Genomic DNA, 25,300 nt, shown 5'->3' on the forward strand with positions numbered 1-25,300 from the left:
CTTAAAATGTATAAGTCTTTTCGGTCTTCTTTATAAAATATTTACATTTACAAAGAAAATGAACCGCTATGGGTAAACCATGCGGTTCATGACTTATAGCTCTTGTAACTTGCCGACAAACTCAATTTCTTGTCTAAGCACTTCTACACTACCGTCTTTATTCTCTTTGTAAACTGGTTTTTCGTAACGTTTAACTGGTGTGTAACCCGCTTCACGCATACGTTGTAAACAGTCTTGTATGGATTCATTTTCTTCAACTTTAAATTTTTGTTGTTTCTTCATATACTTTCAACTTCATCCGTATCGTATTGTTTAAGTTTCTTACTCTTCAATCCTTTAGCCCAGAAACCACCATGTATAGTACGTGGTTCATATGCGACAATAAATGCCTTTTCATCCATTTGTTTAATTGTATCAATTAGTTTAAATTCAAAGCGTCTTGGCGTAAGTATTTGTAAAATCAAACGTTTTCCGTCTCTACCATATGCTGTACTATGTGTAACACCATAGCCTAAATCTCTTAATTGTCTCGGCAAATCTAATTCATATTCTGATGAAGTAACATTAACAACTGTATACCCTAATGCTAACTTTTCTTCAATCTTCATACCAACAATAATACCAATTGAAAATCCAAACGCATACGCTAATACATTCTGAATTTGGTCTAAACTAGACATGACCATGCCTAAACCAACTACATAAACAAGAACTTCTAAAAAGCTGACAATAGCTGCTACATAGCGATAACCTTTAAGTGTTAATATTGTTCTCATCGTTAAACATGTTACATAAGTAACATTGATAATAAAAATTGCTAATACCATTAACCATGGATTAGATGTTATCACTGACATATCCATTTTCCTTTCTCGTACAATAAATTCAAGTAATTTTAACAGCAACTATTTATTTTGTCACTAAAAAATAAAATAACTCACATTTAATTTTTAGGCCATGAATATCTTGTATAAGCAAGTTCTCTTTTGTGTGCAGTTTTAATATAATGTTTTTCAATCACATCTTTAGCTTCACTTGAAACAGTTTTACCTTCTAAGTAATCATCAATATCGTTATAACTTACACCCAGTGCTTCTTCATCTGGAAGTTGTGGCTTATCTTCTTCTAAATCAGCTGTTGGTACTTTTTCATATAAATGTTTTGGAGCATCAAGATACGTTAATAATTGCTGTCCTTGTCGCTTATTCAGTCCAAATATTGGCGCAATATCAGCAGCACCATCACCATATTTTGTATAAAAACCGGTAATATTTTCAGCAGAATGGTCCGTACCTACAACAATGCCTTGCATATTAGATGCTATAGAGAATTGTACCTTCATACGTTCACGTGCTTTTTCATTTCCTTTTTGAAAATCTGTCAATTGTATACCTGCTTCTTCGAGTGAATGTACGCTTTGATCTACAGCTGCTTTGATATTCACTGTAACTACTTTATCAGGTTGAATAAAGTTTAATGCATCTTCTACTTCAGCTGCGTCACTTTGTATACCATAAGGTAGTTTCACAGCAATAAATTGGCAGTCAATGCCTTCTTGTTTCAGTTCATTGACAGCTATTTGGCATAATTTTCCAGTTAATGTCGAATCTTGTCCACCCGATATACCCAATACTAAAGATTTAATAAAAGAATGAGACTGGATATAACTTTTAATAAATTGAATGATATTACGCGTTTCTTCTTTACTATCAATTACTGGCTTTACTTTCATTTCTTTGACGATAATATCTTGTAAATTACTCATTGTCTTCTTCCATCTCCTTCACATGTTCTGCTACTTCAAATATACGTTTATGTTTATTTTCCCAGCATGCAGTACTTAAATCAACTGGATACTCTTGGGGGTTGAGGTGACGTTTATTTTCATCCCATAGATACTCAAGACTTTCATTTAAATATGTCTGAGCTTCTTTTTCAGTAGGTAAATTATATACCAGTTTACCATCCTTGAAAATATCATGATGTAAATCTTTGGCTATAAACGACTTTATAAATTTCATTTTATAAGTGTGTACTGGATGGAATAATTTAAGCGGTGATTCATCGTATGGATTCTCTTGATCTAATGTGATGTAATCTCCTTCCGCTTTATTTGTTTTCTTGTTAATGATACGGTACACGTTTTTCTTACCTGGTGTGGTCACTTTCTCAGCATTGTTGGATAATTTGATACGATCCACGTATTGTCCCGAACTATCTTCCACAGCAACCAATTTGTACACCGCACCTAACGCCGGTTGATCATAACCTGTCACTAACTTAGTACCCACACCCCATGAATCAACTTTCGCACCTTGGGATTTTAAGCTTGTAATTGTTTGTTCATCTAAATCATTAGAAGCGATAATTTTGGCATCTGTAAATCCGGCTTCATCTAACATTCTACGCGCCTCTTTTGAGAGATAGGCAATATCCCCAGAATCTAATCGAATACCGATAAAGTTAATTTTATCTCCTAATTCTTTTGCTACTTTAATTGCAGTAGGGACGCCTGATTTTAATGTATGGAAAGTATCTACTAAAAACACACAATCTTTATGTCGCTCTGCATATTTTTTAAAAGCTATATATTCATCTCCATAAGCTTGAACCATTGCATGTGCATGTGTACCAGAAACTGGAATATCAAATAACTTTCCAGCGCGAACATTGCTCGTTGCATTAAATCCTCCTATAAAGGCAGCTCTAGCTCCCCACAATGCTGCATCCGCTTCTTGAGCACGTCTTGTACCAAATTCCATGAGTATATCGTCACTTGCAACTTGTCTAATTCTGCTCGCTTTTGTAGTAATAAGTGTATGGAAATTCACTATATTTAGTAACATTGTTTCTATTAATTGTGCTTGGATAAGCGGTGCTTCTACTCTGATTAATGGTTCATTTCCAAAACAAAGTTCACCCTCATGCATCGAACGGATATTCCCAGTAAATTTCAAATCTTTTAAGTAGCTTAAGAAGTCTTCTTGATAGCCAATTGATTTCAAGTATTCTATGTCTGATTCAGAAAAATGAAAATTATTTATAAAGTCTATAACACGTTTTAATCCATTAAAAACTGCATAACCGCTATCGAACGGCATATTCCTAAAGTATAAATCAAACACTGACCAACGTTCATGAATCCCATCATTCCAATAACTTTCAGCCATATTTATTTGATATAAATCATTATGTAGTACAAATGTATCATCTTCGTATTGGTACACAACTATCTCTCCAATCAGCTTTTCCATTAGTTTAGCATAAAAGAAAGCGTCTTAGCACCTGAAATACAATCCCTATTTAAGCTCTGTACTGTATTATTTTGTAGCTATTCTCTAACTTAACTATTTAATTATGATAAATCTGTGTCAGACAGTTGGACAATATCATGACATTTCTCTTGTTTTTTACTGTAAAAGGTCTAAAATGCCCTATAATGTTATACGAGGTGTTATATATGCTAAATGAAGCTAAATTATTTGTTGAATCCATGTATAAAGAATTGGATTATGATGAACAAACAATTTTAAATAGATTAAACGAAATTGAACAAGAAATTCTTACAATGGGAAGCTATACTCATACACAAGAAGAATTAGTCTATGGGGCAAAAATGGCTTGGAGAAACTCGAATCGTTGTATCGGTCGTTTTTTTTGGGACTCTCTAACCATAAAAGATGCAAGGCACATACAAACTGAACATGAATTTATCAATACTATTGAAAATCATATCGAAACAGCAACTAACAATGGCAAGATTAAACCTTATATCACTATTTTCTCTCCTCATCACCCACCGCAAATCTATAATAATCAATTAATTAGATATGCTGGATATGCAGATAAAGGTGATCCTGCAGAAAAAACAATTACTCAACTTGCTGAACATTTAGGTTGGCAAGGAGCACATACTGACTTTGATATCTTACCTTTAATTTATAAAATGTCAGATGGTGATTTAAAGTATCATAATTATAATCCAGAAATTATTAAAGAGGTTCCTATTACACACGACCGCTATCCTAAATTACAACAACTCGGTTTAAAGTGGTATGCAGTACCAATTATCTCTAATATGGATTTAAAAATTGGTGGTATTACTTATCCCACCGCACCTTTTAATGGTTGGTATATGGTAAATGAAATTGCAGTTCGTAATTTCACTGATTCATATCGCTACAATTTACTAGAAAGTGTTGCAGAAGCTTTTGAATTTGATACACTTAAGAATAATTCTTTTAATAAAGATCGTGCCCTTGTTGAATTAAATGATGCGGTATATCATTCCTTTAAAAATGAGGGCGTCTCTATTGTCGATCATTTAACTGCATCAAAGCAATTTGAAATGTTCGAAAAGAACGAATATAAAAATGGTAGAGAAGTTACAGGTAAATGGTCATGGTTAGTACCTTCGTTGTCTCCAACGTTAGTATCCAATTATCATCATGGTTATCACAATGAGATTAAAGACCCTAACTTTCATTATAAAAATACCGAATCAACAGGTTGTCCATTCCATTAGAACTACTAACTCGCCATACATAGACAAGGGGTATCGATGCATGAAATTATACTATTTAGGTCCAAAAGGGACATTTTCTTATTTAGCAGCAAAACAATATAAATCTGAAACAGAAATGGATTTTGAATCAAAATCCAACCTTTACGAAGTAGTGAACGCTGTATCTAATGACGATAATAGCATTGCAGTTGTTCCTATTGAAAATTCTATCGAAGGTACAATTAATATAGTAGCCGATGCGCTGACTCAACAAAATATATACGCATTGGGTGAACTGCATTTAAATATTCAATTCGCTTTATATGGTACACAAAATGCAGATGTAAAAGATATTTCAAAGGTATATTCCATCGCACCTGCAATAAGTCAGACAAGCGAATACATTCAGAAACATGATTTTAAATATGATTACGTAGATAGTACAATTAGTAGCCTTGAAAAAATTTCAGATGGTGTGGGTGCAATTGCACCATTAGGAAGTGGTGAAGCTTATGGTTACTACCCTATCGACCAGAACATCCAAGACTATCCACATAACACAACACGTTTCTTAGTCGTAAGCAATCAACCACAACACATCGAGCAAGCAAGTGACACTATGTTATTAATCACACCTAAATTCGATAAAGCAGGTTTATTAGCTAGCATATTAAATACGTTTGTCTTATTTAATATTAACCTTTCATGGATTGAATCGCGTCCTTTAAAAACACAACTAGGCATGTACCATTTCTTTGTACAAGCTGACACGTCAATCAATGAAGATTTAACTAAAGTGATAAAAATATTAAATACATTGGATTTCCAAGTTACAATTATCGGCTCATTCAATAAAATCACTTAACCTAAAATAAATAAAAAAGAGCATCATTTCAAATATCTGAAATGATGCTTTTTTTACTTCAATTTTTTATTTCAATGGTAGTGGCTTCGTTACATCTATCCCTAACACTGGAGGTACAAGGTAGTACACAACAAGTACAATAATAATTACACTTACTATGTTAACCCAAAATCCGACAGAAGCCATCCTTTTAATCGATATAATCCCTGTACCGAAAACAATAGCATTTGGCGGAGTTCCAACTGGCAACATATAAGCACAGTTTGCTGCCATAGCGGCTGGTACCATAAGTAATAAAGGATGTACATTTACAGCTACTGACAATGTTGCAAGTATCGGTAAAATCATAGTTGCTGTTGCAGTATTCGACGTTATTTCAGTTAAAAATAATACAAATAATGTAATAACTATTACTATAAGTAGTGGACTAACACCTTCTATTAACCTTAATTGATCACCAAGCCATTTTGCCAATCCACTAGAAGATATACCTTTGGCTAATGCTAGCCCCCCACCGAATAAGATGAGTACCCCCCACGGCAAGTCTTTTGCTACTTCCCAATCTATAATACGCTTATGTTTTGCTTTATTTTTAGCAGGAATTAAAAATAATAAAACAGATATAAATATTGCTATTGTTCCATCGGCGACTTCTGAAGTGAAAGCCCAATTTTTCAACAAGAATTCCCGACTTATCCATAAAAAACTTGCAAGTAGGAAAATAAATTGTACAACTTTCTCTTCGTATTTCATTTCACCTAGTTCATCTAATTTTTGCTTAATCAAGTATTGTCCACCTGGTAATTCTTTCATGTCATGCTTAAATGCAATAAAACGAATGTAAGTCCACACCAAGAAGAGCAAAACAATGACAGTCGGTACACCTATAATCATCCACTTTGCAAAACTAATCTCTTCACCAAACGCGGACTGGTATTGCCCTTTTAATATAATTAATGGAGGCGTTCCAATTAGCGTTCCTAATCCTCCTATAGTCCCAGCATAACCAATAGCTAAGACCAATGATTGTTCGAATTTGTTAATACTTGCAGAATTTGTATGATCATTTTTCAATTCATTCGCTTCTTTAATGATCGCCAAACCAATTGGAATCATAATCATTACTGCAGCTGTATTTGATACAAACATCGATAAAAAAGCAGTTGCAATCATAAAACCAAGTAGAATCTTACTAGTACTCGTCCCAAGATAATTTATAATTGTTAGTGCAACGCGTGTATGTAAATTCCATCTTTCCATTGCAATAGCTAAAATAAAACCACCTAAAAATAAGAAGATAATATCATTACCATATTGTGCTGAAACTTCTTCAGGGTTCAGTACATGTCCTATCGGTAATAAAATTAAAGGTAATAAACTCGTAGCAGCAATAGGAATTGCTTCTGTAATCCACCATACCGCTACCCATAATGTTATGGCTAAAACGAATATGCCTTTTGTCGTTAAATCTTCAGGGTGAAAGAATAATAATGTTAACGCAAAAAGTAACGGTCCCAATATCAAACCTATCAGTTGTCCCATGTTATAAGACTTCTTTTCTTTCTTTTTTGAAAAAAACGTTAAGTAGTGTGATCCTCTCATATTTCCCGGTTTCAAGTCATTCATAATGTTCCCCCTTCAATCATTATCTGAATATTCACAATAATTCATTAAAGTATAACATACAAAAAAGGGAGAACGTACCTTGATTTTAAAACGCTTTCATCACTTATACTTATGATTAATTATTATAATTAATAATCACTCTATATTATTTTTTTTGATTTTAACCTTTGAGTTATGCGACAATACCAATTCTTTAATACCATCCAAATACAAACGTTGTGACGCGTGGTCAAATTCATTTTGTGCTATTAGTATTTTTTCATGCTTTACATTATTATAACTTTGTATACGTATAGCATCATTTTTCATTACTCCAGTAAAATAATTTTGATAAATATTCAAGTCACTTCCAGCTTGAGTAGTTCTTTCTTTTCCGTTTAAATCTTTAGCATTCTTTCCTTCTTTAACTGCTAAGAAACGAATGCCTCCTGCACAGTTAATAAAATGGTTGTTATGAATATAAGTGTGTTTCGACTTCAGAGGTGTTAATGCATATTGATTCATACCTTCGAACGTATTAAAGCGAATATGGATATTATTATAAAATTGGTTATAACGGCTAGCGTGTGAACCAATTGCACGATTCCAAGCATTCATATTCGGTGTATCAGAACTACCAAAATAACAGTGCTCAATAATGACATTTTTCGTAATTGTACCATCAGCCTTCCCAAATTTAGGAAAGGCACCTTTTACTTGAATATCTATTTGGATAGCCTCTGAAAAACTACGTTTACCTTCACTATCATTAAATCCTAAAAACTGACATTCCTTCATATATAACCCATTCAAACCACAAGCATCTAGTGCATGGCCTCCAACAACATCTTTAAAGGTTACGTTTATAATTTGGATATCTTGGGCATGACCTATACTCATCACAGTATTGTTATATGGATACTCATAACCATTCATATCAAATGTGCCACCTGCAATATGAATATGACTATTCCCTTTATAACCATAATAAGGCTTTAACTTCCTTCCATTTTTGAGCAGTGCATCTTTTCCACATCTTTTAAGTACCGCTTCATCATGCAATAACAAAGTAGTCGAATCATAAATCACAAGCGCTTTTTTTATATGATATTCACCTTTTGGTACATATATTGTTATCGGCGCATGCTTTCTTGCATAATTTAATGCGCGCTGCATTGCACGTGTATCTGCTCTTTTATTGTTACCTTTCAAGCCAAATTCGTTTGCATTTATAATCATAATTGAATTCCTTTCTTCCATCTTAATTATATATTAAACATAAACACGTATATTTAAACGCTTTTACTATACCTTTATCCATTTCCCTACTTAGTATATAATAGCTATAATCTTTAAAAGTTGGGAGTGTTTCTATAATTATGAAAAAAAGTGCACTGATTGTTGTAGATTATTCAAATGACTTTGTTGCTGACAACGGTCAATTAACTTGTGGCAAAGCAGGACAACAAATCGAAAAATATATTGTTGAAAGAATAGAAGCTTATAATCGAGAAAAGCAAGAAATCTTTTTTATGATGGATTTACATTTTGAAGAAAATAGCTATCATCCTGAAAACAAACTGTTCCCTCCTCATAATATTATTGGGACACTGGGCAGAGAACTTTACGGAAAAGTATATGATATTTATCAAAATATTTTATTTAATGATTTCGTACACTTTTTAGATAAAACACGTTATGACTCATTTTATGGTACGCCATTAGATAGTATGTTAAGAGAGAGAAATATTAAGCACTTAGAAATTGTTGGTGTGTGTACTGATATTTGTGTCTTACATACAGCTATTTCGGCTTACAATTTAGGCTATGCTATAACAATATCTCCAAAGGGTGTTGCCTCATTTAATCCATCTGGTCACGAGTGGGCTTTAGGACATTTTAAAAATTCATTAGGTGCAGAAGTAGAATAACAATGTAAAATCATGATAATATAATATTAAATATAAAAATAAGGAGAATTTAAACATGGCAAAAACTTATATTTTCGGGCATAAAAACCCAGATACAGACGCAATTTCATCTGCAATCATCATGGCAGACTTTGAACAACAAACTGGTAATACAGAGGCTACACCCTATCGTTTAGGTGAAGTAGGTCCTGAAACACAATTTGCTTTAGATCAATTCAAAGTAGATGCTCCAGAACTACTCAACGATAATTTAGCAGATCAAAACGTTATTTTAGTTGACCATAATGAATTCCAACAAAGTGCTGATTCAATCGCCGATGCTACAATCCAACACGTTGTAGATCACCATCGTATTTCTAATTTTGAAACTGCAGCTCCATTATATTATCGTGCTGAACCTGTAGGTTGTACAGCTACCATCTTATACAAAATGTATAAAGAACGTGGGTTTGAAATTAGTCCTAAGATTGCTGGATTAATGATTTCTGCAATCATCTCAGATAGCTTATTATTCAAATCTCCAACTTGTACTGAAGAAGACGTACAAGCTGCTGAAGCATTAAAAGCAATTGCCGATGTAGATTTAGAATCTTATGGTTTAGAGATGTTAAAAGCAGGTGCTTCTACTTCTAATAAATCAGCTACAGATTTATTAACTATGGATGCGAAATCATTTAACATGGGGGATTACACAACACGTATCGGTCAAGTAAATGCAGTTGATATCGATGAAGTATTTGAGCGCCAAGAAGAATTAGAAAAAGAAATGTTAGAAACAAGTGCAAATGAAAAATATGACTTATTTGTATTAGTCGTTACTGATATTATTAATAGTAATTCTAAAATTTTAGTTGTAGGACCTGAAAAAGACAAAGTAGGTACTGCCTTTAATGTAGAACTTAATAATGGCACTGCATTCTTACCTGGTGTTGTATCACGTAAAAAACAAGTCGTTCCTCAAATTACTGAAGCATTAAACTAAGTTGTTTATCGTGAGTTGTAAACAATGATTTTATATAGAATTTAAATTATACTGGAGCATAGTTAATATGTTCCAGTTTTTTATCAAAATTATGTAACTCTAACACCGGTCAGAATAGGAGGATATGATTTGAATTCGATAGAACAAACTTTCCATAATAGTAAACAATACTTTAGCACTCATGAAACAAAAGATATTAAGTTTAGAAAAAAACAACTTAAACTCTTAACTAAAAGTATCAAAAACCATGAAAATGATTTACTTGATGCTTTCCAAAAAGATTTAGGTAAAAATAAAGTAGAAAGTTATGCAACAGAGATTGGTTTCACTTTAAAAAGCCTTAAAACAGCACGTAAAGAGTTGAAAAACTGGTCGAAGCAAAAACAGGTTAACACACCTATTTTTATGTTCCCTACTAAAAGTTATATTATGAAAGAACCTTATGGGACTGTTTTAATTATCGGTCCTTTCAACTATCCTTTCCAATTACTGATTGAACCATTAATTGGTGCCATAGCGGCAGGTAATACAGTTATACTTAAACCGTCAGAATTCACACCTCATGTTTCAGCTGTTATACAGCAGCTTATCGAAGATGTCTTTGCTCCTGAATACATTAGCGTATGTCCAGGAGTTGCGGAAACAACGCAATCACTAATTCATTTGCCGTTCGATTACGTCTTCTTTACTGGTAGTGAACAAGTAGGCAGAATTGTTTATCAAGCAGCAAGTGAACATTTAACTCCTGTTACGCTTGAATTAGGCGGTAAATCACCAGTGATTGTAGATGAAACTGCAAATATCAAAGTGGCTAGTGAACGTATCAGCTTTGGTAAATTTATAAATGCTGGGCAAACTTGTGTTGCTCCAGATTATATTTTAGTCAATAGTAAAGTTAAAGACGCGTTGATTACCTCATTGAAACAAACCATAACTGAGTTTTATGGCAAGTCTATTCAAGATAGTCCTGATTTTGGAAGAATTGTTAATCAACAACACTTCCATCGTTTGGATAATTTATTAAAAACACATTACTCAAATATTGTATTTGGTGGCCAAACATCTGAAAATGATAAATATATTGCACCAACAATTTTAGACAATATTACCTTTGATTCAAAAATTATGGAAGATGAAATTTTTGGTCCAATATTACCAATCATTACTTATGACGACTTTGATGAAGCTATTGACTTAATTCGTACCAAACCTAAACCACTTAGCTTATATTTATTTAGTGAAGATGAAAATGCTACAGAACGTGTGCTTAATGAAATTTCATTTGGTGGTGGTGCAATCAACGATACGATTATGCACTTAGCAAATTCAAATTTACCTTTCGGGGGCGTCGGCGCTTCTGGAATTGGTCAATATCATGGAAAATATAGCTTTGACACGTTTAGTCACGCCAAATCTTATATTTTCAAATCTACTCGCCTTGAATCTAGTCTTTTCTTCCCTCCTTACAAAGGCAAATTTAAATATATTAAAACTTTTTTTAATAAATAAAATATACCTGGTATGCGTTCGTTACGCATACCAGGTATATTTTTTAGCTTCTCATTCTACTTATTGTAAAAACTGTACACACACGCCTTCTGGAGCAGCTTGTTGATGATCTACTTTTTCTAATTCACCTGTTACTTTATCACGTTTAAAAACGGTTAACGCATAATCTCCTTCTTGGTGTGCACAAACTAAATAATCATCTGATTGAGTGATATTAAAATCACGTGGGAATGCTCCACCACTAGGTACTATATCTACAAATGAAATTGATGCGCCATCTTCTCCTACTTTGAAAATAGCTATGCTATCGTGTCCTCTATTACTTATATACAAGAATTTTTGATCATGAGATAGTCTTACACCTGCGAGTTTTGTTTCGTCTTCAAAATTTTCTGGAATTGTTGAATAACGCTCAATTTCAGTAAACCGACCATCTTCATATTTCACAACACTTACGTTGTTTGATATTTCATGCACAATATATCCGTATTCTCCATTTTCATGGAAAGCGATATGTCTTGGGCCATCTCCTGGTTCAACATCAGTCTCCGCGTATGGCTTTAATCCATTATCACTGAATTCATAAGTAACCACTTTATCCGTACCTAAATCCATTGCGACAACGTATTTGTCATCTGGTGTTGTACTAAGATAATGTACATGTGGATTGTCTTGTCTTTCGTTTGGTCCTGTTGGATACGTATGTTCTAATTCCTGAATTAAGCGAACAACTTCGCCTGTTGATGGATTAGCTTCATATAAGCGTGCTAAACCCGCACCATAAACTGATTCAAAGACATATTTTCCATCTGGTGATACATCAATGTAACAACCAGTACCAGCTGTAGATGCTAGACATTTATTGATTAAAGTGAGCTTACCCTCTTCACCAATTTTAAGGCTAGCAATGCCGCAATAATCACCTTCACGTGTAATAGCATATAAAAATGATTTGTGCTGATTGACGTAGGTTGATGCTTCAAGTTCATATCCTGTTTCAACTTCTGTCACTTTCCCAGTTTGTTCATCTAATTGAAAGCGATAAATTCCTTTCCCCTCTTTTTTCGTGTATGTACCTATATAACCTATCGTCGTCATATAAACCCCTCCATTTTGATATAGTTCCATTTTAATAAATATTCAATCAATTAACAATCAATTGGTTGTTTTATGCATATAGCTATTTTGATAGTTATTTTATTTTTTTATAAACTACATAGACTTAAAACTATATAGATGTTAATCTATGTAGGTGAATTACATTTATTTTAAACTCTCCACAATGAAAGGAAGAAAAATGAATTATAAAGAAACTTCTCAATATTTAAAAGTGATTGCTGATAGTAATCGCCTCGAAATTTTAGATTTACTGTCTTGTGGTGAACAATGTGCTTGTGACTTATTAGAACATTTTTCTTTTTCCCAACCTACTTTGAGTCACCATATGAAAGTACTTAAAGATAATAACCTTGTTACCTATAGAAAAGAAGGTAACAAAAATTTATACAAGTTGAATCATGATGTATTAGCTGACATTACAAAACGTCTCACTCTATTGAATACCAATAATATGCCATGTATATGTGACGTTATAACGAAAGGTGAGTGTAACTAATGGTAGCATTAGCTATTTTTATTTTTGTCTTAACGCTCCTTTTTGTAATATGGCAGCCTAAAGGCCTAGATATAGGAATCACAGCCGCCATTGGATCCATATTAGCTATCATTACAGGCGTTGTATCATTAAATGATGTCGTAGAAGTTACAGGAATTGTTTGGAATGCTACCTTAACCTTCATAGCCGTTATTATTATATCGTTAATATTGGATGAAATTGGTTTCTTCGAATGGTCTGCCCGTCATATGGTCAAAGCTTCAAAAGGCAATGGATTAACGATGTTTATCTATATTTCTTTACTCGGATCAGTTGTAGCAGCTTTCTTTGCTAATGACGGAGCTGCATTGATTTTAACACCTATTGTTTTAGCTATGGTCCGTAATTTAGGATTTAATCAAAAAATTATTTTCCCTTTTATTATAGCTAGTGGTTTTATCGCAGATACAACCTCGCTACCTTTAATTGTTAGTAACTTGGTTAATATCGTTTCTGCAGATTACTTTGACATTGGGTTCATTGAATATTTTAGTCGAATGATTATCCCAAATATTTTTTCACTCATTGCTAGTATTTTAATACTATGGGTATACTTCAACAAGTCAATACCCAAGACATTTGATGATAACAATCTTAAAATTCCACAGGAAGCAATTAAAGATAAGAAACTTTTTCATTTATCTTGGTTTGTCTTAGCTATCTTACTTATAGGCTACCTTATAAGTGAATTTATCCATATTCCGGTGTCCTTCATCGCGGGAACGATTGCGATTATATTCCTTTTATTAGCACGCAAATCACCTGCTGTGAATACGCGACAAGTCGTTAAAGGCGCGCCTTGGAATATTGTAATATTTTCAATTGGCATGTATCTCGTAGTATTTGGTTTGAAAAATGTAGGAATCACTACTATTCTAGCTGACATTTTAACTAATATTTCAAACTATGGTTTATTCAGCAGTATTATGGGCACAGGCCTGATAGCTGCCTTTCTTTCTTCAATTATGAATAATATGCCTACTGTTTTGATTGATGCTATTGCAATTGGACAATCTAATGCCACAGGTATATTAAAAGAAGGTATGATTTATGCGAATGTTATCGGCTCAGATTTAGGTCCTAAAATAACACCTATCGGTTCTTTAGCAACATTACTTTGGTTGCATGTGTTAACACAAAAAGGCGTAAAAATTTCTTGGGGTGTTTACTTTAAAACAGGAATCATTATTACCATTCCTGTGCTATTGGTAACACTGTTAGGTTTATATCTTACACTCATTATATTTTAAGAAAAGAGGAATTAATTATGGATAAAAAAACAATTTATTTTATATGTACTGGAAACTCTTGTCGTAGCCAGATGGCTGAGGGTTGGGGGAAGAAAATATTAGGTGAAGATTGGAATGTCTATTCTGCTGGTATTGAAACACATGGCGTTAATCCTAAAGCAATAGAAGCTATGAAAGAAGTAGATATTGACATATCAAACCATACATCAGACTTGATTAATAGTGATATCTTAAAACAATCAGATTTGGTCGTAACGTTATGTAGTGATGCAGACGATAATTGCCCTATCTTACCACCAAACGTCAAAAAAGAGCACTGGGGTTTTGATGACCCAGCAGGTAAAGAGTGGTCAGAATTCCAACGTGTTAGAGATGAAATCGGACAAAGAATAAAACAATTTAATCAAGCATAGTAACAAAAAAGACTATCTTTTAAACCACTATCGTCAAGGTAGACACCTTAAATATAAAATTAATTATTTAGATACGTTCTAGAGTTTGGCAATAATCTGTTAAACTACAGAACGTATCTTTTCTTTATATAATAATCCATGTATTTACTATTAACTGTCATTAAATTGCTATATTGAAAATAATTTCACTTAATACATAAGAAAATATAAAAGCTAGAACAATCCTCACTGTTCTAGCTTTTGTTATAGTTAATTTTACTATATTCAAACTACTTTATAACTATATATACAAAACTTTTTCATTATAAGTTTTTTACTTAGTTTTTAATAAGCGCAATGAATTTAATATAACTAATATTGCTGCACCTGTATCGCTTAATACGGCTAACCAAAGTGTTAATAATCCAGGAAATACTAAGATAAAGGCAATTATTTTAATAATAATTGAAAAATATATATTTTGTTTAATTATATTCTTAACTTTCTTACTAATAGAGATAGTATCTGTTAGCTGATTTATATTATCTGACATTAATACTACATCTGCTGTTTCCATTGCAGTATCTGATCCAATACCACCCATTGCAATACCTACTTCGCTTTGTGCTAAAGCAGGAGCATCATTGATACCATCTCCAATCATACCTACACGATAGCCTTTGTTTTGTAAGTCTCTGATAGCTGATAATTTATCTTCAGGCATTAACTCAGCATAAACCTCTTTGATACCTGAAAGTTGTGCTATTTTATGAGCAGTTCCTTTATTATCACCTGTAAGCATTATAGTGTTTTTAATATTAGCTCCATTTAATTGTTGTATTGTTTGATTGATATCCGATCGTAATGGATCTTCAACAGTAATAAAACCATAGATTTTATCTGATGATGCAATAATAATAATAATTGTGTATCCTTGTTGCTCGTATGAATATATTTCATCTTTATAATTCTCAATATTTTCATTAATAGATTCGATTAACTTTATGTTTCCAGCATAAATATTATTATGGTCTATTTTACCTTTAACACCTCGTCCAACAATATTTTCAAAATCAGTAACATCGTATGTTATGGATTTAAATTGAGAGACATAGTCGACAATTGCATTGCTAATTGGATGCGTTGAGTATGCTTCTAAACTTAGCGCAATATCCAAAAACATTTCTTTGTCAGATTCGATTGTTTTAATGTCTGAAACTTTTGGGCGTCCTTCAGTCAGCGTTCCAGTTTTATCAAATGCTAAAGCTGATAGTGTACCTAAAGTTTCCAAATGATTGCCACCTTTGATAAGTACACCTTTTTTTGCTGCGCTGCCAATACCCGTAACAATAGCTACAGGAGTAGAAATAACTAGTGCACATGGACATGCTATAACAAGCAGTTCAAGACCTTTATAAAACCATTCTCCCCATGTTCCTAAAGAAAAAATAGGAGGGACTACCATTACTAATAATGCTAAAATGAATACAATAGGTGTATAAATTTCAGAAAATCGGTCAATAAAAGCTTGTGTAGGTGCTTTATTTTCTTGTGCTTCTTCAACCATATGAATGATTTTAGATAGCGTGGTATCTTTAACTAATCTTGAAACACGTATTTTTAAAGTGCCGTTTTCATTAATAGAACCTGCATAAGTTTCTTCATTTATCGTTTTGTCTACAGGAATAGATTCACCAGTTATAGGTGCCTGATTTAAACTTGAATATCCTTCTATAATCGTACCGTCTAATGGTATTCGATCGCCTGGTTTTACAAGTAAAATTTCTCCAACACTAATGTTTTTTAAGTTTTTTGAAATGATTCCTCTTTCTGTTACAACGTTTGCTTCTGTTGGTGTAATATCCATTAACGATTGAATAGAATTTCTTGTTTTATCTATAGAAATAGTTTGTAATAAAGTGCCAATAGTAAATAGTAAAACGACGATTGCGCCTTCAAAAAACTCACCAATTAATATGGCACCAATAACAGCTACAGACATTAAAACATTCATATCTAAACTCTTAGATTTAATAGCATAATAGGCACTTTTTAAGGGTTTTATACCACTGACTACAATAGCAATGATATACATCAAATTAGTTAGCCAGATGGGTAATGATACCATAGATGAAACAATACCGAGAATAAGAAATAGTGTTGATATAATAGGCTTACTAAACAAATGCCACTTCGTATTATTATTTTTATTACTGGATTGTAATGTAGCAGAATAACCGATTTTAGAAACTTCTTTTTCAATATTTTTAGTTTGATTGCCTTCAAAATCAATCTGCATTTTTCCAGTTGAAAAACTAACTTGTGTGTCATTTACATAGGGTAAATTGTTCAAATGTTTTTCAATACTTTTAGCACAACTACCACAATCCATACCTTCTATTGAAAATGTTGTATAGTTTTGATTGCTATCATTTTCTTCGATACCATAACCCAATTTTTTTAGTATTTGAGTCACTTGATTAATACTACTTTGAGATTTTAGTCCAACACTTAATTTACTTGTAGAAAAATTAACTTTAGGGTTAGTTACATCGTCTAAAGGTCTTAATGCTTTTTCAATGGTTATTGCACATGAACTACAATCCATACCTGTTACTTTAAAATTATAATTTGAAAATGGGGTGGCTACTTCATCGTCTTCTTCAGAACTATTACTCATAGCATTACATGAAATGTTATGAGTTGAATCGATGCTTTCACCGTTATTTGTACAGCATTTGTCATTTTGATTTGCTACCTTAGGCTCATTACCACAACACTTGTTTTCGTTAACTGAGTTACTTGTGCAACAAGTATTGGATTCAGCTTTATTATTACAGCAATTAGTACTCATTTAAGTCATCTTCTTTCGTTATATAGTATGATGCTGGCAACTTTGAATATCATCTTCAGTATTTTCAACTACAGAATCAATAAGTTTAAGCAGTTCTAAAATTTGATTGTTTTTTATTTGGTAATAAACGTATTTACCTTCTTGTCTAGAATTAACCAAACCGCACCCTTTGAGACAAGCTAAATGTTGAGAAATACTAGATTGACTTATTTGAGATTGTTTAACAATCTCATTGACAGTCATTTCATTCGATTTAAGCAACTCTAATATGGTCAAACGTGCTTTATTAGAAAGACCATGTATAAAATGTGCTTTTAACTCAATGTTATGCATTTAATCCACCTCATATTATCTATATCTAATATGAATAACATATTAACATTTATTAATATGTTATTCAATCACTTTTTTCACAGTAGAAAGTCCTTTTTCAGTGCGCTTTTTAGATTTTATTTTATTATAATTCTTTAACACAACTTCAAAACTGATATAGAGCTAATTTTATACTTTTTCACAAGTTTATACGGTGGAATATTCGCTCTAAAACATTTTCTATTGCAATTGCTTTAAGCTCAGAAGAATATTTAGTTCTTTTGCTAAACAGTTTTAATCCTTCTACACTATAAACTTTATCTATTCTTACCCACTCTTGTCATGTAACACTAGAAACTTCATTATTTTTTGCTGCATTATATATATAGATATATTTTCATTAATAATATCTTCAACTATTTTCATGCATTTTTCTACAGGCATTTTATTTCTAGTCATAAAAATACACTCCTCTGATTATAGTTCACTTTTTATATTTAAAGTGTCTAATTTTAGAGGGGTGTATTATTCAACTAGATAGTCTTTTTTTATTATCACTTGAAAAATGGGAACGTATGTTCTATATTGAGAGTGAGGTGATTTTTATGATGCCAAATCCTAATGCTCCAGATGAATATAAGTATGAAACAGATTATAGAAAGATTCCTAGCGAGTATTTAAATCCTAGAATTCCTAAAGGACGTGGAAAAATCAAATGGGCTCCCTTTGCGACGTTACCAGAACAATTTGAGACGATTCAACAATTTATAATAGATCAAAATAAAATTGGCCGTCCAACTTTGTCTGATGATCAATTAAACGAGCTCAACTTCCAACTTCACCAAGCTTTACATACTGAGCAATATGTTCATATTGAATATTATCAATCTGGTTGGTTAGAAACCATGTTGGTTCAAGTCAAACACATCGATATGACTCATATGATTCTAAAGGGCCGCAATATTAGTGATAACTCATCTATTCAATTGTCTTTGTTAGATATCACTAAAATAACTCAAGACAATATTCAGTAAAAATATTAGCTTGGGTTATTTATTAACGATTTAATTTTTAGTCGCCGTAACAACTTCGTTGCACTTTTTTCGGGTCGCTGTCTCTTCGACTGCATAAGTCGCCGTAACAACTTCGTTGCACCCTTTTCGGGTCGCAGTCTCTTCGACTGCATAAGTCGCCGTAACAACTTCGTTGAACGGCGACTAAAAAAAATAGAACACTTTTAAGTGTTCTATCAATCAATTAATTATTTGTTTCGATATCTGAGACAATCTCTTTTGTTTTGCTTTCAATATCTTCAAAATCTTTTTTGAAAATATAAGCAAATGCTACTGCACCAATTCCTGCTACTAATGACACAGTAAGGATTGTACCGAATACAAATTTAACTAAACCTTTAATAAAATTCCACATTCTGTTTCACCTCAATAAATTATTAACAATATCTATATTAATGATAGCATATTTAAAAGCATCAATAAATATATACCCACTTTTCATCATTTTATTCTTAAATAATACAAAAGTAATTTTATGTCATAATTGTACAAATACATATAATTTTGAAATTCACTCTATAAGTATCAGCTTAATACTAATCAATAGACAAATATACATATTTATTGATATCACAAAACTATTAAAAATCTCCAGTTGTAGTTATATATAGTCATATAAAAAAGCGACTAATATAATTAAGTATTAGCCGCTTCACATATTATATATCATTTACCCCACCAAGAAGATACTGCGTCTTTAAAAGAACTATAATAATTTGACATAATAATCACCTCAATAAAGTAATTTTATTAGTTACTCGCTGATGTTATCCTTATAATAACGACTTACCATGTACATTACAATTAACATAGAGTTACAATAAAGTTACATTTATGTAAGATTCAGAAAAACAGGAGATTTTAAATATGCAAACAGTTAATTCAGATATCTTAACACATCGAGGTTCTCATTTTGATTTGGGAGTAAAAACAGGCGAATGGTTACAACAAACACCTTTACTCAAAAATAGAGAAAAAGAATGGAAGAAGCGTATGCCACGTTTTGATATTCATATCAAAGAGACTTACGATATTTTTCAAGCATACGCCCCACAAATTTGGGAAGAACTTCAAGGTATGCAAGAAGTTCTTAATTTACCAACCAGTCAAATGATTCTTAACTTTGCTCACTATCGTTTCACACCATTAAAAAATAGTGGTTGCACCGTTTTTTTAGGACAAGATTATATGATACGTAATTATGACTATCATCCTGCAACATATGATGGCCGCTATTTATTATTTCAGCCCAATGATGGTGGATTAGCACAAATTGGCCCTACTTCTCGAGTTACTGGTAGAATGGATGGAATGAATGAAGCGGGTCTATCAATGGGATATAATTTTATGCATAGAAAGCATCCTGGTGATGGATTTGTATGTTATATGATTGGCAGGCTTATTTTACAATATTGTAAAGACGTGCCAGAAGTCATTCAACTACTAAAAGAAATCCCTCATAGAAGTTCTTTTAGCTATATTGTCATGGATAAACATTTGAACCATGCAATCATTGAGGTGTCTCCCCGTACGATTGATGTGCGTTACGATCGTACATGTACAAATCACTTTAAATTATTAACACATGAAAATAGAAATTATACTAAAGAATCTAAAGAGCGTTTGAGAAGACTATTAAAAAAAACACCTACTTCAATAGACAAAATGAGTGCCTTTGAATTATTCAATAATCCAGAATTTGAAATATACAGTAAATTATTTAAAAGTTGGTCTGGAACAATTCATACTAGTATGTACGAACCGCAATCATTAACTACACATATCGCATTAGGTGAAAATAAAACACCGACTCAAATTAATTTTGGCAAATGGTTAGAAGGCCAACCTTTAAATATCACATCTCTAGAAGGTCAAATTGATACAGACTTAACATTTGCTACTCATTAATACTACACACATACCAAAAGAACCTAAGATAACATTGTAGCTGTCATCTTAGGTTCTAAATATCAGTAGAAATTTCACTTTAATCAATATGAATATCACCATGACTTGTATAAAACTCCAAATCATTATCACCATTACCTACTTTGTCATCTTCAAAATGCTTATTATTAATCACGGCTTTCCCTTTTTCAGGATTTAATTTCAACAACGTATTTTGAGGGGCTTTGTTGTACGTCATTTGTATATCACCATCTTGCGTAGAAGCTTTGAAATCAGACTCGATATTCATCTTACTCAAATTAATGTCACCTTTATTTGCTAATAACACAGATTTTTCAATAAGTGAATCATTTACAGTTATGTCTTCATTTTTTATTTTAATATTAGCATTTTGTATTTTATCATTCGTCAAATGAACTGGAGAATTTACGCCTCTATAATAGAATTGATCTATGTTACTATTGTCGATTTTAACGCTCGCTCCACCCGAATCAGTCATTAAAAATTTAGCTGATTTCATATCTACATCATCTACAGAGATAGAATTGATTTGACTAGATAAAACTAATTCATTAATTTTCTTTTCAGGCACCGTCACTATCATTTTACTATTAGCTCTTCTAAATGGATTAAAATTCAAACCATAGTGATCTTTAGTATTACTATTTTGCTGGATTATTAAACTCTTTTTTTCCTTAGTAACATCTACATTCTTTTTTCCAGTATAGTGAACTGAAAATTTATCGCCTTTTTTAACTTCAATAACACTATTTTGACTATCTATTTTCAAATTACTAATATTGTCATTATCAAATGTTTTATTTACGTAGTTAAGTTGATTATTTTGTTTTTCAAAACTAAACCAAGTCAGGCATCCTAAAAGAAAGCATGTGATAAATAATACTAAACCACCTATGAATAATTTCTTCATTCGACTGCACTCCCTCTAATCGTTTTGATATTCCAACGTAAATATTTTAATATCAATCTGTAGACGAATTTCGCTAGCTTGGCAATGAAAACAAACAGGACAATACCTAAACCAGTATAAGAAATTGCGAATAAGTAGTTACTAATAGCAAAACTAAAATTATTATTAAAAAAGCCATTAATAATCAATAAAACAGGGCTAAGTGTTAAAAACAAAGAAAATAATAATAAAATAAACATAAATATTCCCACAAATATCATAGGTATTAAAATGATAAGTAATGACAATATCCCCATGCCTAAAGAAGCCATTATAGCTCTAACAATTGTTCTAACATTAGGTCGATATTCTGCAGAAGCAATAGCATTTTTGGCCGTAATTTCTTTTCCAATTTTTTTAGGAGATTCAAGTGCGCCTATGATTTGATACTCATTTTTCCCTTCACTTTCTTGATCAAAAAAATATTCTTCATATTCATACATCACTTTATCTCGTTCACTTCTTGGTAAATTGTCTAGTTCCTGTTCTAGTTCATTTAAAAAAGTGATTTTATCCAAAATATCTACCGCCATTCACAATTTAATTCGTTTTTGAACATTTATGTAAATTTAAAAATGACACGCCTCATGGGAATGTCATTTTTAAATTTTTATTTCTTATATAATTCAATTCTCTTTATTTTATCATGTTTGCAAATGATAGATAACTTTATTTTATTATCTTTATCCAGAAAATTTATAGATTTAAAACCATTATGCAGTTGTTTTTCCTTATAATCACGACCTAATTTATCGATTACATTTTCGATAGGTCCTTCTATCGTAGCATTAAAATTAGTACGAATACCTCTGTCATGAATTAATGTAATACCCACAATTTCCGAATTTTTCTTCTTAACAATAAAAATTAAATCAGGATATTCTTTTCTATAATACGCTCTGTACTTTTTTGTAATCATAGCTTCATCCACTATATATTCATCTTTATCTAGTTTATCCCCAATTTTTTGGCGATTGACTGTCAATGAAGATAAGTTAGTCGAACGATCAGATATAGCATAATGGATACTAACCCATGCGCCTAGACCTATCAACACCACCATACTCAATCCTATGATTAAAATTATCTTATGTATTTTCAATGTTGTCATCACTCTCCATTATTCATAACTAAATATAGCATAGGGTAAATCCACTTTCATCTCTAAACTATGAACTTAAAAACATATTACTTTTATAAGTATTAATAATTTTCTTTCATATTAATTTATTGATATAATAATATCTAATACATTAAAGGGGGAAACACTATGACAAGTCTAGAAACTTATTTCAAAAACAGTCAACCGCTTGATCAATATATTGCAGCTATGACTGAAAATAAAGAGAATTTAGAAGCGATATATCATTCTTTCTCTTTACCACAAGATGATGACCGTCTTGAAAAAATAAAATCATTAAATTACAGTAAAGTGCTTGTTATCACAGAAGATTGGTGTGGGGATGCCATGATGAACGTCCCTATTTTAAAGCATATTTCAGAGAGTTTAAATTTAGAAGTTCGTGTCTTCCATCGTGATGAGAACACTGATTTAATAGATCAATATTTAACAAATGGCACTGCTAGATCAATACCGATTTTTGTTTTTCTAAATGATGATTTTGAACAAGAAACGGTTTGGGGTCCACGTGCAAGACAAGTGCAACATTTTGTAGAAGAAACGCGCTCTGATTTGCCTCAAAAAGATGATCCTGCTTATGAAGATAAAGCTGCCGAGGCTCATACAATTATCAGCAATCGTTACCAAACAGATTCTCAAATGTGGAAATATGTATATGATTCAATTTTAGATAAACTAATTGTAAAATAAGAAAAACGTATGAATTTCGGTGATTAACCGACAATTCATACGTTTTTAATTTATATATCTTTCTTCGTAACATAGAATAAATTAATGATGAATAATACTACAATCGAAGCTACAGTTATGAACCATTGCCAATGTGTAAATGTATAATCACTGGATGTCGTTTTCGATGTTAAATAGCTAAATGGCACATACTTCAATGAATCTTGAATGTTGTCACCAATTTTAGGAATCATCGGCAAGAATGGTTCAGCAAAAGGCACGATTAATACTAAGAAAATTCCCAATGTAAATATAAGCGCTGTTTTAGGAACAATTAATGCAAATAAATACAATAATAGCCCATAAAACAGATGGAAAAGTATGAAGAACCATAGTAAATCAAAGAACTTTTCAGTTTTTACATTTTCACCATCAACGATGCCTTGTACGATAAGTACAAAAGCTGTAAGTATAGCAGTGACTATTAGGGCGATTAATATGATTGAGATAACTTTTGCGATAATATAACCTACACGATTAGATTTTTTATTCATATATAGTTGAAGCGTACCTTGTGAAATGTCACGTGTAATAGTTTTAATTACAAAAAGTAAGCCCATAAGTGAAAAGAACCAACTTCCTGCAGAAAGCAAAATATTACCATTCATTTCATCTGATTGTTGAACAAATAATACTGTAAAACCAATTAACGGCGCAATCGTTAAAAGTAACGCTAAATAAGTTAACGGACTTTTTATAATGCTATACATATCATATTTAACAAGCTGTAAACTATTCATTATTGGCCACCTTTCTTATTAATATTGAAATACGTATCACGTAATGAACTTTTACGCGTCTCAATAAATTCAGGAAATACTTCTATATTTGCTAAACCTTTTAGTATCTTTTGATAATTCTTTTGTGCTGTCAAAATAATTTCTCCACTCGCTTGTTCAGATTGAATAACCTCAAACGCTTGACTTAAATACTCTAATGACTTTTCAAAGTCTTTCTTTGCGACAATTAAAATTGTAGAATCCGTTGGCGTCCCTTCACGCATATCAACATCTTGAACAAAATTACCATCACTTAAAAACACTGCTCTATCACAAATTAATTCAATATCCTCAAGTTTGTGACTAGAAATTAAAATTTTCATATCCAAATCTTTTACTAAAGTCTCAATTGTTTTCAATACATCTATTGAACCATCCGGATCCATTCCATTTGTAGGCTCATCTAGTATTAAGTATTTAGGTTTATTCATTAAAGAAACAGCAATTGCCAATTTCTGTTTCATCCCCATTGAGTATTTCTTAACTTTCTTTTTAATATAAGGTCTCATACCAAAAGCATCAATAATATAATCTGTATACTTTTTATCAAACCCTTTACCTAAAACATGAGAAAACAATTTTAAATTATATAAACCGGATTTATTATCGTAAAGTTTAGGATGTTCAATGAGATAACCTACATTTTCTTTGTTTCCTAATTTCACTTCACCTTTATAATTGACGATATTTCCATTCATTACTTTCATTAAAGTTGTTTTTCCGACACCATTTTTTCCAATTAATCCTACGATACGGCTTTTTCCAAAATCAAAATCGATATGATTTAAAACATTATTATTACCAAACGTTTTCGTAATATCTTGTAATTGCATAAATGCGCC

At 31.9% G+C, this 25,300-nt stretch carries 27 protein-coding genes; 11 read left to right on the forward strand and 16 right to left on the reverse strand.

Going from position 1 to position 25,300, the window contains the following annotated elements; all coding sequences use genetic code 11:
• Positions 1 to 93: 93 nt before the first annotated feature.
• The 4 genes from BK821_RS11225 to BK821_RS11240 all read right to left on the reverse strand — a co-directional run bounded on the left by BK821_RS11225 (position 94) and on the right by BK821_RS11240 (position 3,227).
• A complete protein-coding gene (locus BK821_RS11225; protein ID WP_063410329.1) occupies positions 94 to 282 on the reverse strand; it encodes an NETI motif-containing protein in 189 nt (62 codons plus the stop codon).
• Positions 279 to 857, reverse strand: coding sequence for a DUF2179 domain-containing protein (locus tag BK821_RS11230; RefSeq protein WP_046837913.1), 579 nt, complete (start codon positions 855 to 857; stop codon positions 279 to 281). Before BK821_RS11230 ends, BK821_RS11225 begins: the two co-directional genes overlap by 4 nt.
• An 86-nt stretch (positions 858 to 943) precedes the next feature.
• Positions 944 to 1,765 (reverse strand): ammonia-dependent NAD(+) synthetase, encoded by an 822-nt coding sequence (nadE, locus tag BK821_RS11235; protein WP_046837907.1) that lies wholly within the window; start codon positions 1,763 to 1,765, stop codon positions 944 to 946.
• Positions 1,758 to 3,227, reverse strand: a complete 1,470-nt coding sequence (locus BK821_RS11240) for a nicotinate phosphoribosyltransferase (RefSeq protein ID WP_046837908.1) — start codon at positions 3,225 to 3,227, stop codon at positions 1,758 to 1,760. Before BK821_RS11240 ends, nadE begins: the two co-directional genes overlap by 8 nt.
• A gap of 233 nt (positions 3,228 to 3,460) precedes the next feature.
• Here BK821_RS11240 and BK821_RS11245 point away from each other — a divergent pair, with 233 nt between their 5' ends.
• Both BK821_RS11245 and BK821_RS11250 read left to right on the forward strand, forming a co-directional pair.
• Positions 3,461 to 4,525 (forward strand): nitric oxide synthase oxygenase, encoded by a 1,065-nt coding sequence (locus BK821_RS11245; protein WP_046837909.1) that lies wholly within the window; start codon positions 3,461 to 3,463, stop codon positions 4,523 to 4,525.
• A gap of 40 nt (positions 4,526 to 4,565) precedes the next feature.
• A complete protein-coding gene (locus BK821_RS11250; RefSeq protein ID WP_046837910.1) occupies positions 4,566 to 5,369 on the forward strand; it encodes a prephenate dehydratase in 804 nt (267 codons plus the stop codon).
• Positions 5,370 to 5,435: 66 nt separating this feature from the next.
• On the opposite strand, the gene BK821_RS11255 is transcribed toward BK821_RS11250, so the two are convergent.
• Together BK821_RS11255 and BK821_RS11260 are read right to left on the reverse strand one after the other, a co-directional pair.
• Positions 5,436 to 6,995 carry an SLC13 family permease gene (locus tag BK821_RS11255; protein ID WP_071331681.1) on the reverse strand — a complete coding sequence of 520 codons (1,560 nt, stop codon included), beginning with the start codon at positions 6,993 to 6,995 and terminating at the stop codon, positions 5,436 to 5,438.
• A 135-nt stretch (positions 6,996 to 7,130) separates the two neighbouring features.
• The gene (locus BK821_RS11260) at positions 7,131 to 8,213 is read right to left on the reverse strand and encodes a glycosyl hydrolase family 28-related protein (RefSeq protein ID WP_046837579.1); all 1,083 of its coding nucleotides are present in this window, start codon (positions 8,211 to 8,213) and stop codon (positions 7,131 to 7,133) included.
• Between the two features lie 140 nt (positions 8,214 to 8,353).
• On the opposite strand from BK821_RS11260, the gene BK821_RS11265 reads away from it, so the two are divergent.
• The 3 genes from BK821_RS11265 (at position 8,354) to BK821_RS11275 (ending at position 11,396) form a co-directional block, all read left to right on the forward strand.
• Positions 8,354 to 8,905: a cysteine hydrolase family protein gene (locus tag BK821_RS11265; RefSeq protein WP_046837578.1), complete on the forward strand. Its 552-nt coding sequence runs from the start codon at positions 8,354 to 8,356 to the stop codon at positions 8,903 to 8,905.
• A gap of 55 nt (positions 8,906 to 8,960) precedes the next feature.
• Complete coding sequence (locus tag BK821_RS11270) at positions 8,961 to 9,887, forward strand: manganese-dependent inorganic pyrophosphatase (RefSeq protein WP_046837577.1); 927 nt, start codon at positions 8,961 to 8,963, stop codon at positions 9,885 to 9,887.
• 129 nt (positions 9,888 to 10,016) lie between these two features.
• Positions 10,017 to 11,396 carry an aldehyde dehydrogenase gene (locus tag BK821_RS11275; protein WP_071331682.1) on the forward strand — a complete coding sequence of 460 codons (1,380 nt, stop codon included), beginning with the start codon at positions 10,017 to 10,019 and terminating at the stop codon, positions 11,394 to 11,396.
• Positions 11,397 to 11,456: 60 nt separating this feature from the next.
• Here the strand turns inward: BK821_RS11275 and pglS are convergent, their stop codons facing one another.
• The gene (gene pglS, locus BK821_RS11280; RefSeq protein ID WP_046837575.1) at positions 11,457 to 12,494 is read right to left on the reverse strand and encodes a 6-phosphogluconolactonase; all 1,038 of its coding nucleotides are present in this window, start codon (positions 12,492 to 12,494) and stop codon (positions 11,457 to 11,459) included.
• Between the two features lie 199 nt (positions 12,495 to 12,693).
• On the opposite strand from pglS, the gene BK821_RS11285 reads away from it, so the two are divergent.
• The 3 genes from BK821_RS11285 to arsC are packed head-to-tail and all read left to right on the forward strand — an operon-like array spanning position 12,694 to position 14,713.
• Positions 12,694 to 13,011 carry an ArsR/SmtB family transcription factor gene (locus BK821_RS11285; RefSeq protein ID WP_046837574.1) on the forward strand — a complete coding sequence of 106 codons (318 nt, stop codon included), beginning with the start codon at positions 12,694 to 12,696 and terminating at the stop codon, positions 13,009 to 13,011.
• Positions 13,011 to 14,300, forward strand: a complete 1,290-nt coding sequence (gene arsB, locus BK821_RS11290) for an arsenite efflux transporter membrane subunit ArsB (RefSeq protein WP_071331683.1) — start codon at positions 13,011 to 13,013, stop codon at positions 14,298 to 14,300. The genes BK821_RS11285 and arsB overlap by 1 nt, the downstream gene beginning before the upstream one ends.
• A 17-nt stretch (positions 14,301 to 14,317) precedes the next feature.
• On the forward strand, positions 14,318 to 14,713 hold the full coding sequence (arsC, locus tag BK821_RS11295) for an arsenate reductase (thioredoxin) (RefSeq protein ID WP_046837572.1): 396 nt from the start codon (positions 14,318 to 14,320) through the stop codon (positions 14,711 to 14,713).
• A 313-nt stretch (positions 14,714 to 15,026) separates the two neighbouring features.
• Here arsC and BK821_RS11300 read toward each other — a convergent pair whose 3' ends face one another.
• From BK821_RS11300 to BK821_RS13650, 3 genes are all read right to left on the reverse strand, one after another.
• On the reverse strand, positions 15,027 to 17,546 hold the full coding sequence (locus tag BK821_RS11300; protein ID WP_071331684.1) for a heavy metal translocating P-type ATPase: 2,520 nt from the start codon (positions 17,544 to 17,546) through the stop codon (positions 15,027 to 15,029).
• Between the two features lie 18 nt (positions 17,547 to 17,564).
• On the reverse strand, positions 17,565 to 17,879 hold the full coding sequence (locus BK821_RS11305) for an ArsR/SmtB family transcription factor (protein WP_071331685.1): 315 nt from the start codon (positions 17,877 to 17,879) through the stop codon (positions 17,565 to 17,567).
• 306 nt (positions 17,880 to 18,185) lie between these two features.
• Positions 18,186 to 18,317 carry a hypothetical protein gene (locus tag BK821_RS13650; RefSeq protein ID WP_256201633.1) on the reverse strand — a complete coding sequence of 44 codons (132 nt, stop codon included), beginning with the start codon at positions 18,315 to 18,317 and terminating at the stop codon, positions 18,186 to 18,188.
• 146 nt (positions 18,318 to 18,463) lie between these two features.
• On the opposite strand from BK821_RS13650, the gene BK821_RS11310 reads away from it, so the two are divergent.
• Positions 18,464 to 18,892, forward strand: a complete 429-nt coding sequence (locus BK821_RS11310; RefSeq protein ID WP_046837569.1) for a YolD-like family protein — start codon at positions 18,464 to 18,466, stop codon at positions 18,890 to 18,892.
• A gap of 223 nt (positions 18,893 to 19,115) precedes the next feature.
• Here BK821_RS11310 and BK821_RS13380 read toward each other — a convergent pair whose 3' ends face one another.
• Positions 19,116 to 19,286, reverse strand: a complete 171-nt coding sequence (locus tag BK821_RS13380; protein WP_101118286.1) for a hypothetical protein — start codon at positions 19,284 to 19,286, stop codon at positions 19,116 to 19,118.
• 512 nt (positions 19,287 to 19,798) lie between these two features.
• Here BK821_RS13380 and BK821_RS11315 point away from each other — a divergent pair.
• Positions 19,799 to 20,839 (forward strand): C45 family autoproteolytic acyltransferase/hydrolase, encoded by a 1,041-nt coding sequence (locus BK821_RS11315; RefSeq protein ID WP_071331686.1) that lies wholly within the window; start codon positions 19,799 to 19,801, stop codon positions 20,837 to 20,839.
• A gap of 79 nt (positions 20,840 to 20,918) precedes the next feature.
• Here BK821_RS11315 and BK821_RS11320 read toward each other — a convergent pair whose 3' ends face one another.
• From BK821_RS11320 to BK821_RS11330, 3 genes are all read right to left on the reverse strand, one after another.
• Positions 20,919 to 21,770 carry a DUF4097 family beta strand repeat-containing protein gene (locus BK821_RS11320; protein WP_046837567.1) on the reverse strand — a complete coding sequence of 284 codons (852 nt, stop codon included), beginning with the start codon at positions 21,768 to 21,770 and terminating at the stop codon, positions 20,919 to 20,921.
• Entirely contained in the window at positions 21,767 to 22,327 is a 561-nt protein-coding gene (locus BK821_RS11325) for an HAAS signaling domain-containing protein (RefSeq protein WP_046837566.1), read from the reverse strand. The genes BK821_RS11320 and BK821_RS11325 overlap by 4 nt, the downstream gene beginning before the upstream one ends.
• 92 nt (positions 22,328 to 22,419) lie before the next feature.
• Positions 22,420 to 22,872 carry a hypothetical protein gene (locus tag BK821_RS11330; protein WP_141768369.1) on the reverse strand — a complete coding sequence of 151 codons (453 nt, stop codon included), beginning with the start codon at positions 22,870 to 22,872 and terminating at the stop codon, positions 22,420 to 22,422.
• Between the two features lie 207 nt (positions 22,873 to 23,079).
• Between BK821_RS11330 and BK821_RS11335 the strand changes: the two genes are divergently transcribed.
• Complete coding sequence (locus BK821_RS11335; protein WP_046837564.1) at positions 23,080 to 23,640, forward strand: thioredoxin family protein; 561 nt, start codon at positions 23,080 to 23,082, stop codon at positions 23,638 to 23,640.
• A gap of 50 nt (positions 23,641 to 23,690) precedes the next feature.
• Here BK821_RS11335 and pmtD read toward each other — a convergent pair whose 3' ends face one another.
• Together pmtD and pmtC are read right to left on the reverse strand one after the other, a co-directional pair.
• A complete protein-coding gene (gene pmtD, locus BK821_RS11340; protein ID WP_071331687.1) occupies positions 23,691 to 24,419 on the reverse strand; it encodes a phenol-soluble modulin export ABC transporter permease subunit PmtD in 729 nt (242 codons plus the stop codon).
• Positions 24,419 to 25,291: a phenol-soluble modulin export ABC transporter ATP-binding protein PmtC gene (pmtC, locus tag BK821_RS11345; protein WP_046837562.1), complete on the reverse strand. Its 873-nt coding sequence runs from the start codon at positions 25,289 to 25,291 to the stop codon at positions 24,419 to 24,421. The genes pmtD and pmtC overlap by 1 nt, the downstream gene beginning before the upstream one ends.
• Between the last annotated feature and the right edge of the window lie 9 nt (positions 25,292 to 25,300).

This window comes from Staphylococcus sp. LCT-H4 (assembly GCF_001866145.1).
GTDB lineage: Bacteria > Bacillota > Bacilli > Staphylococcales > Staphylococcaceae > Staphylococcus > Staphylococcus succinus.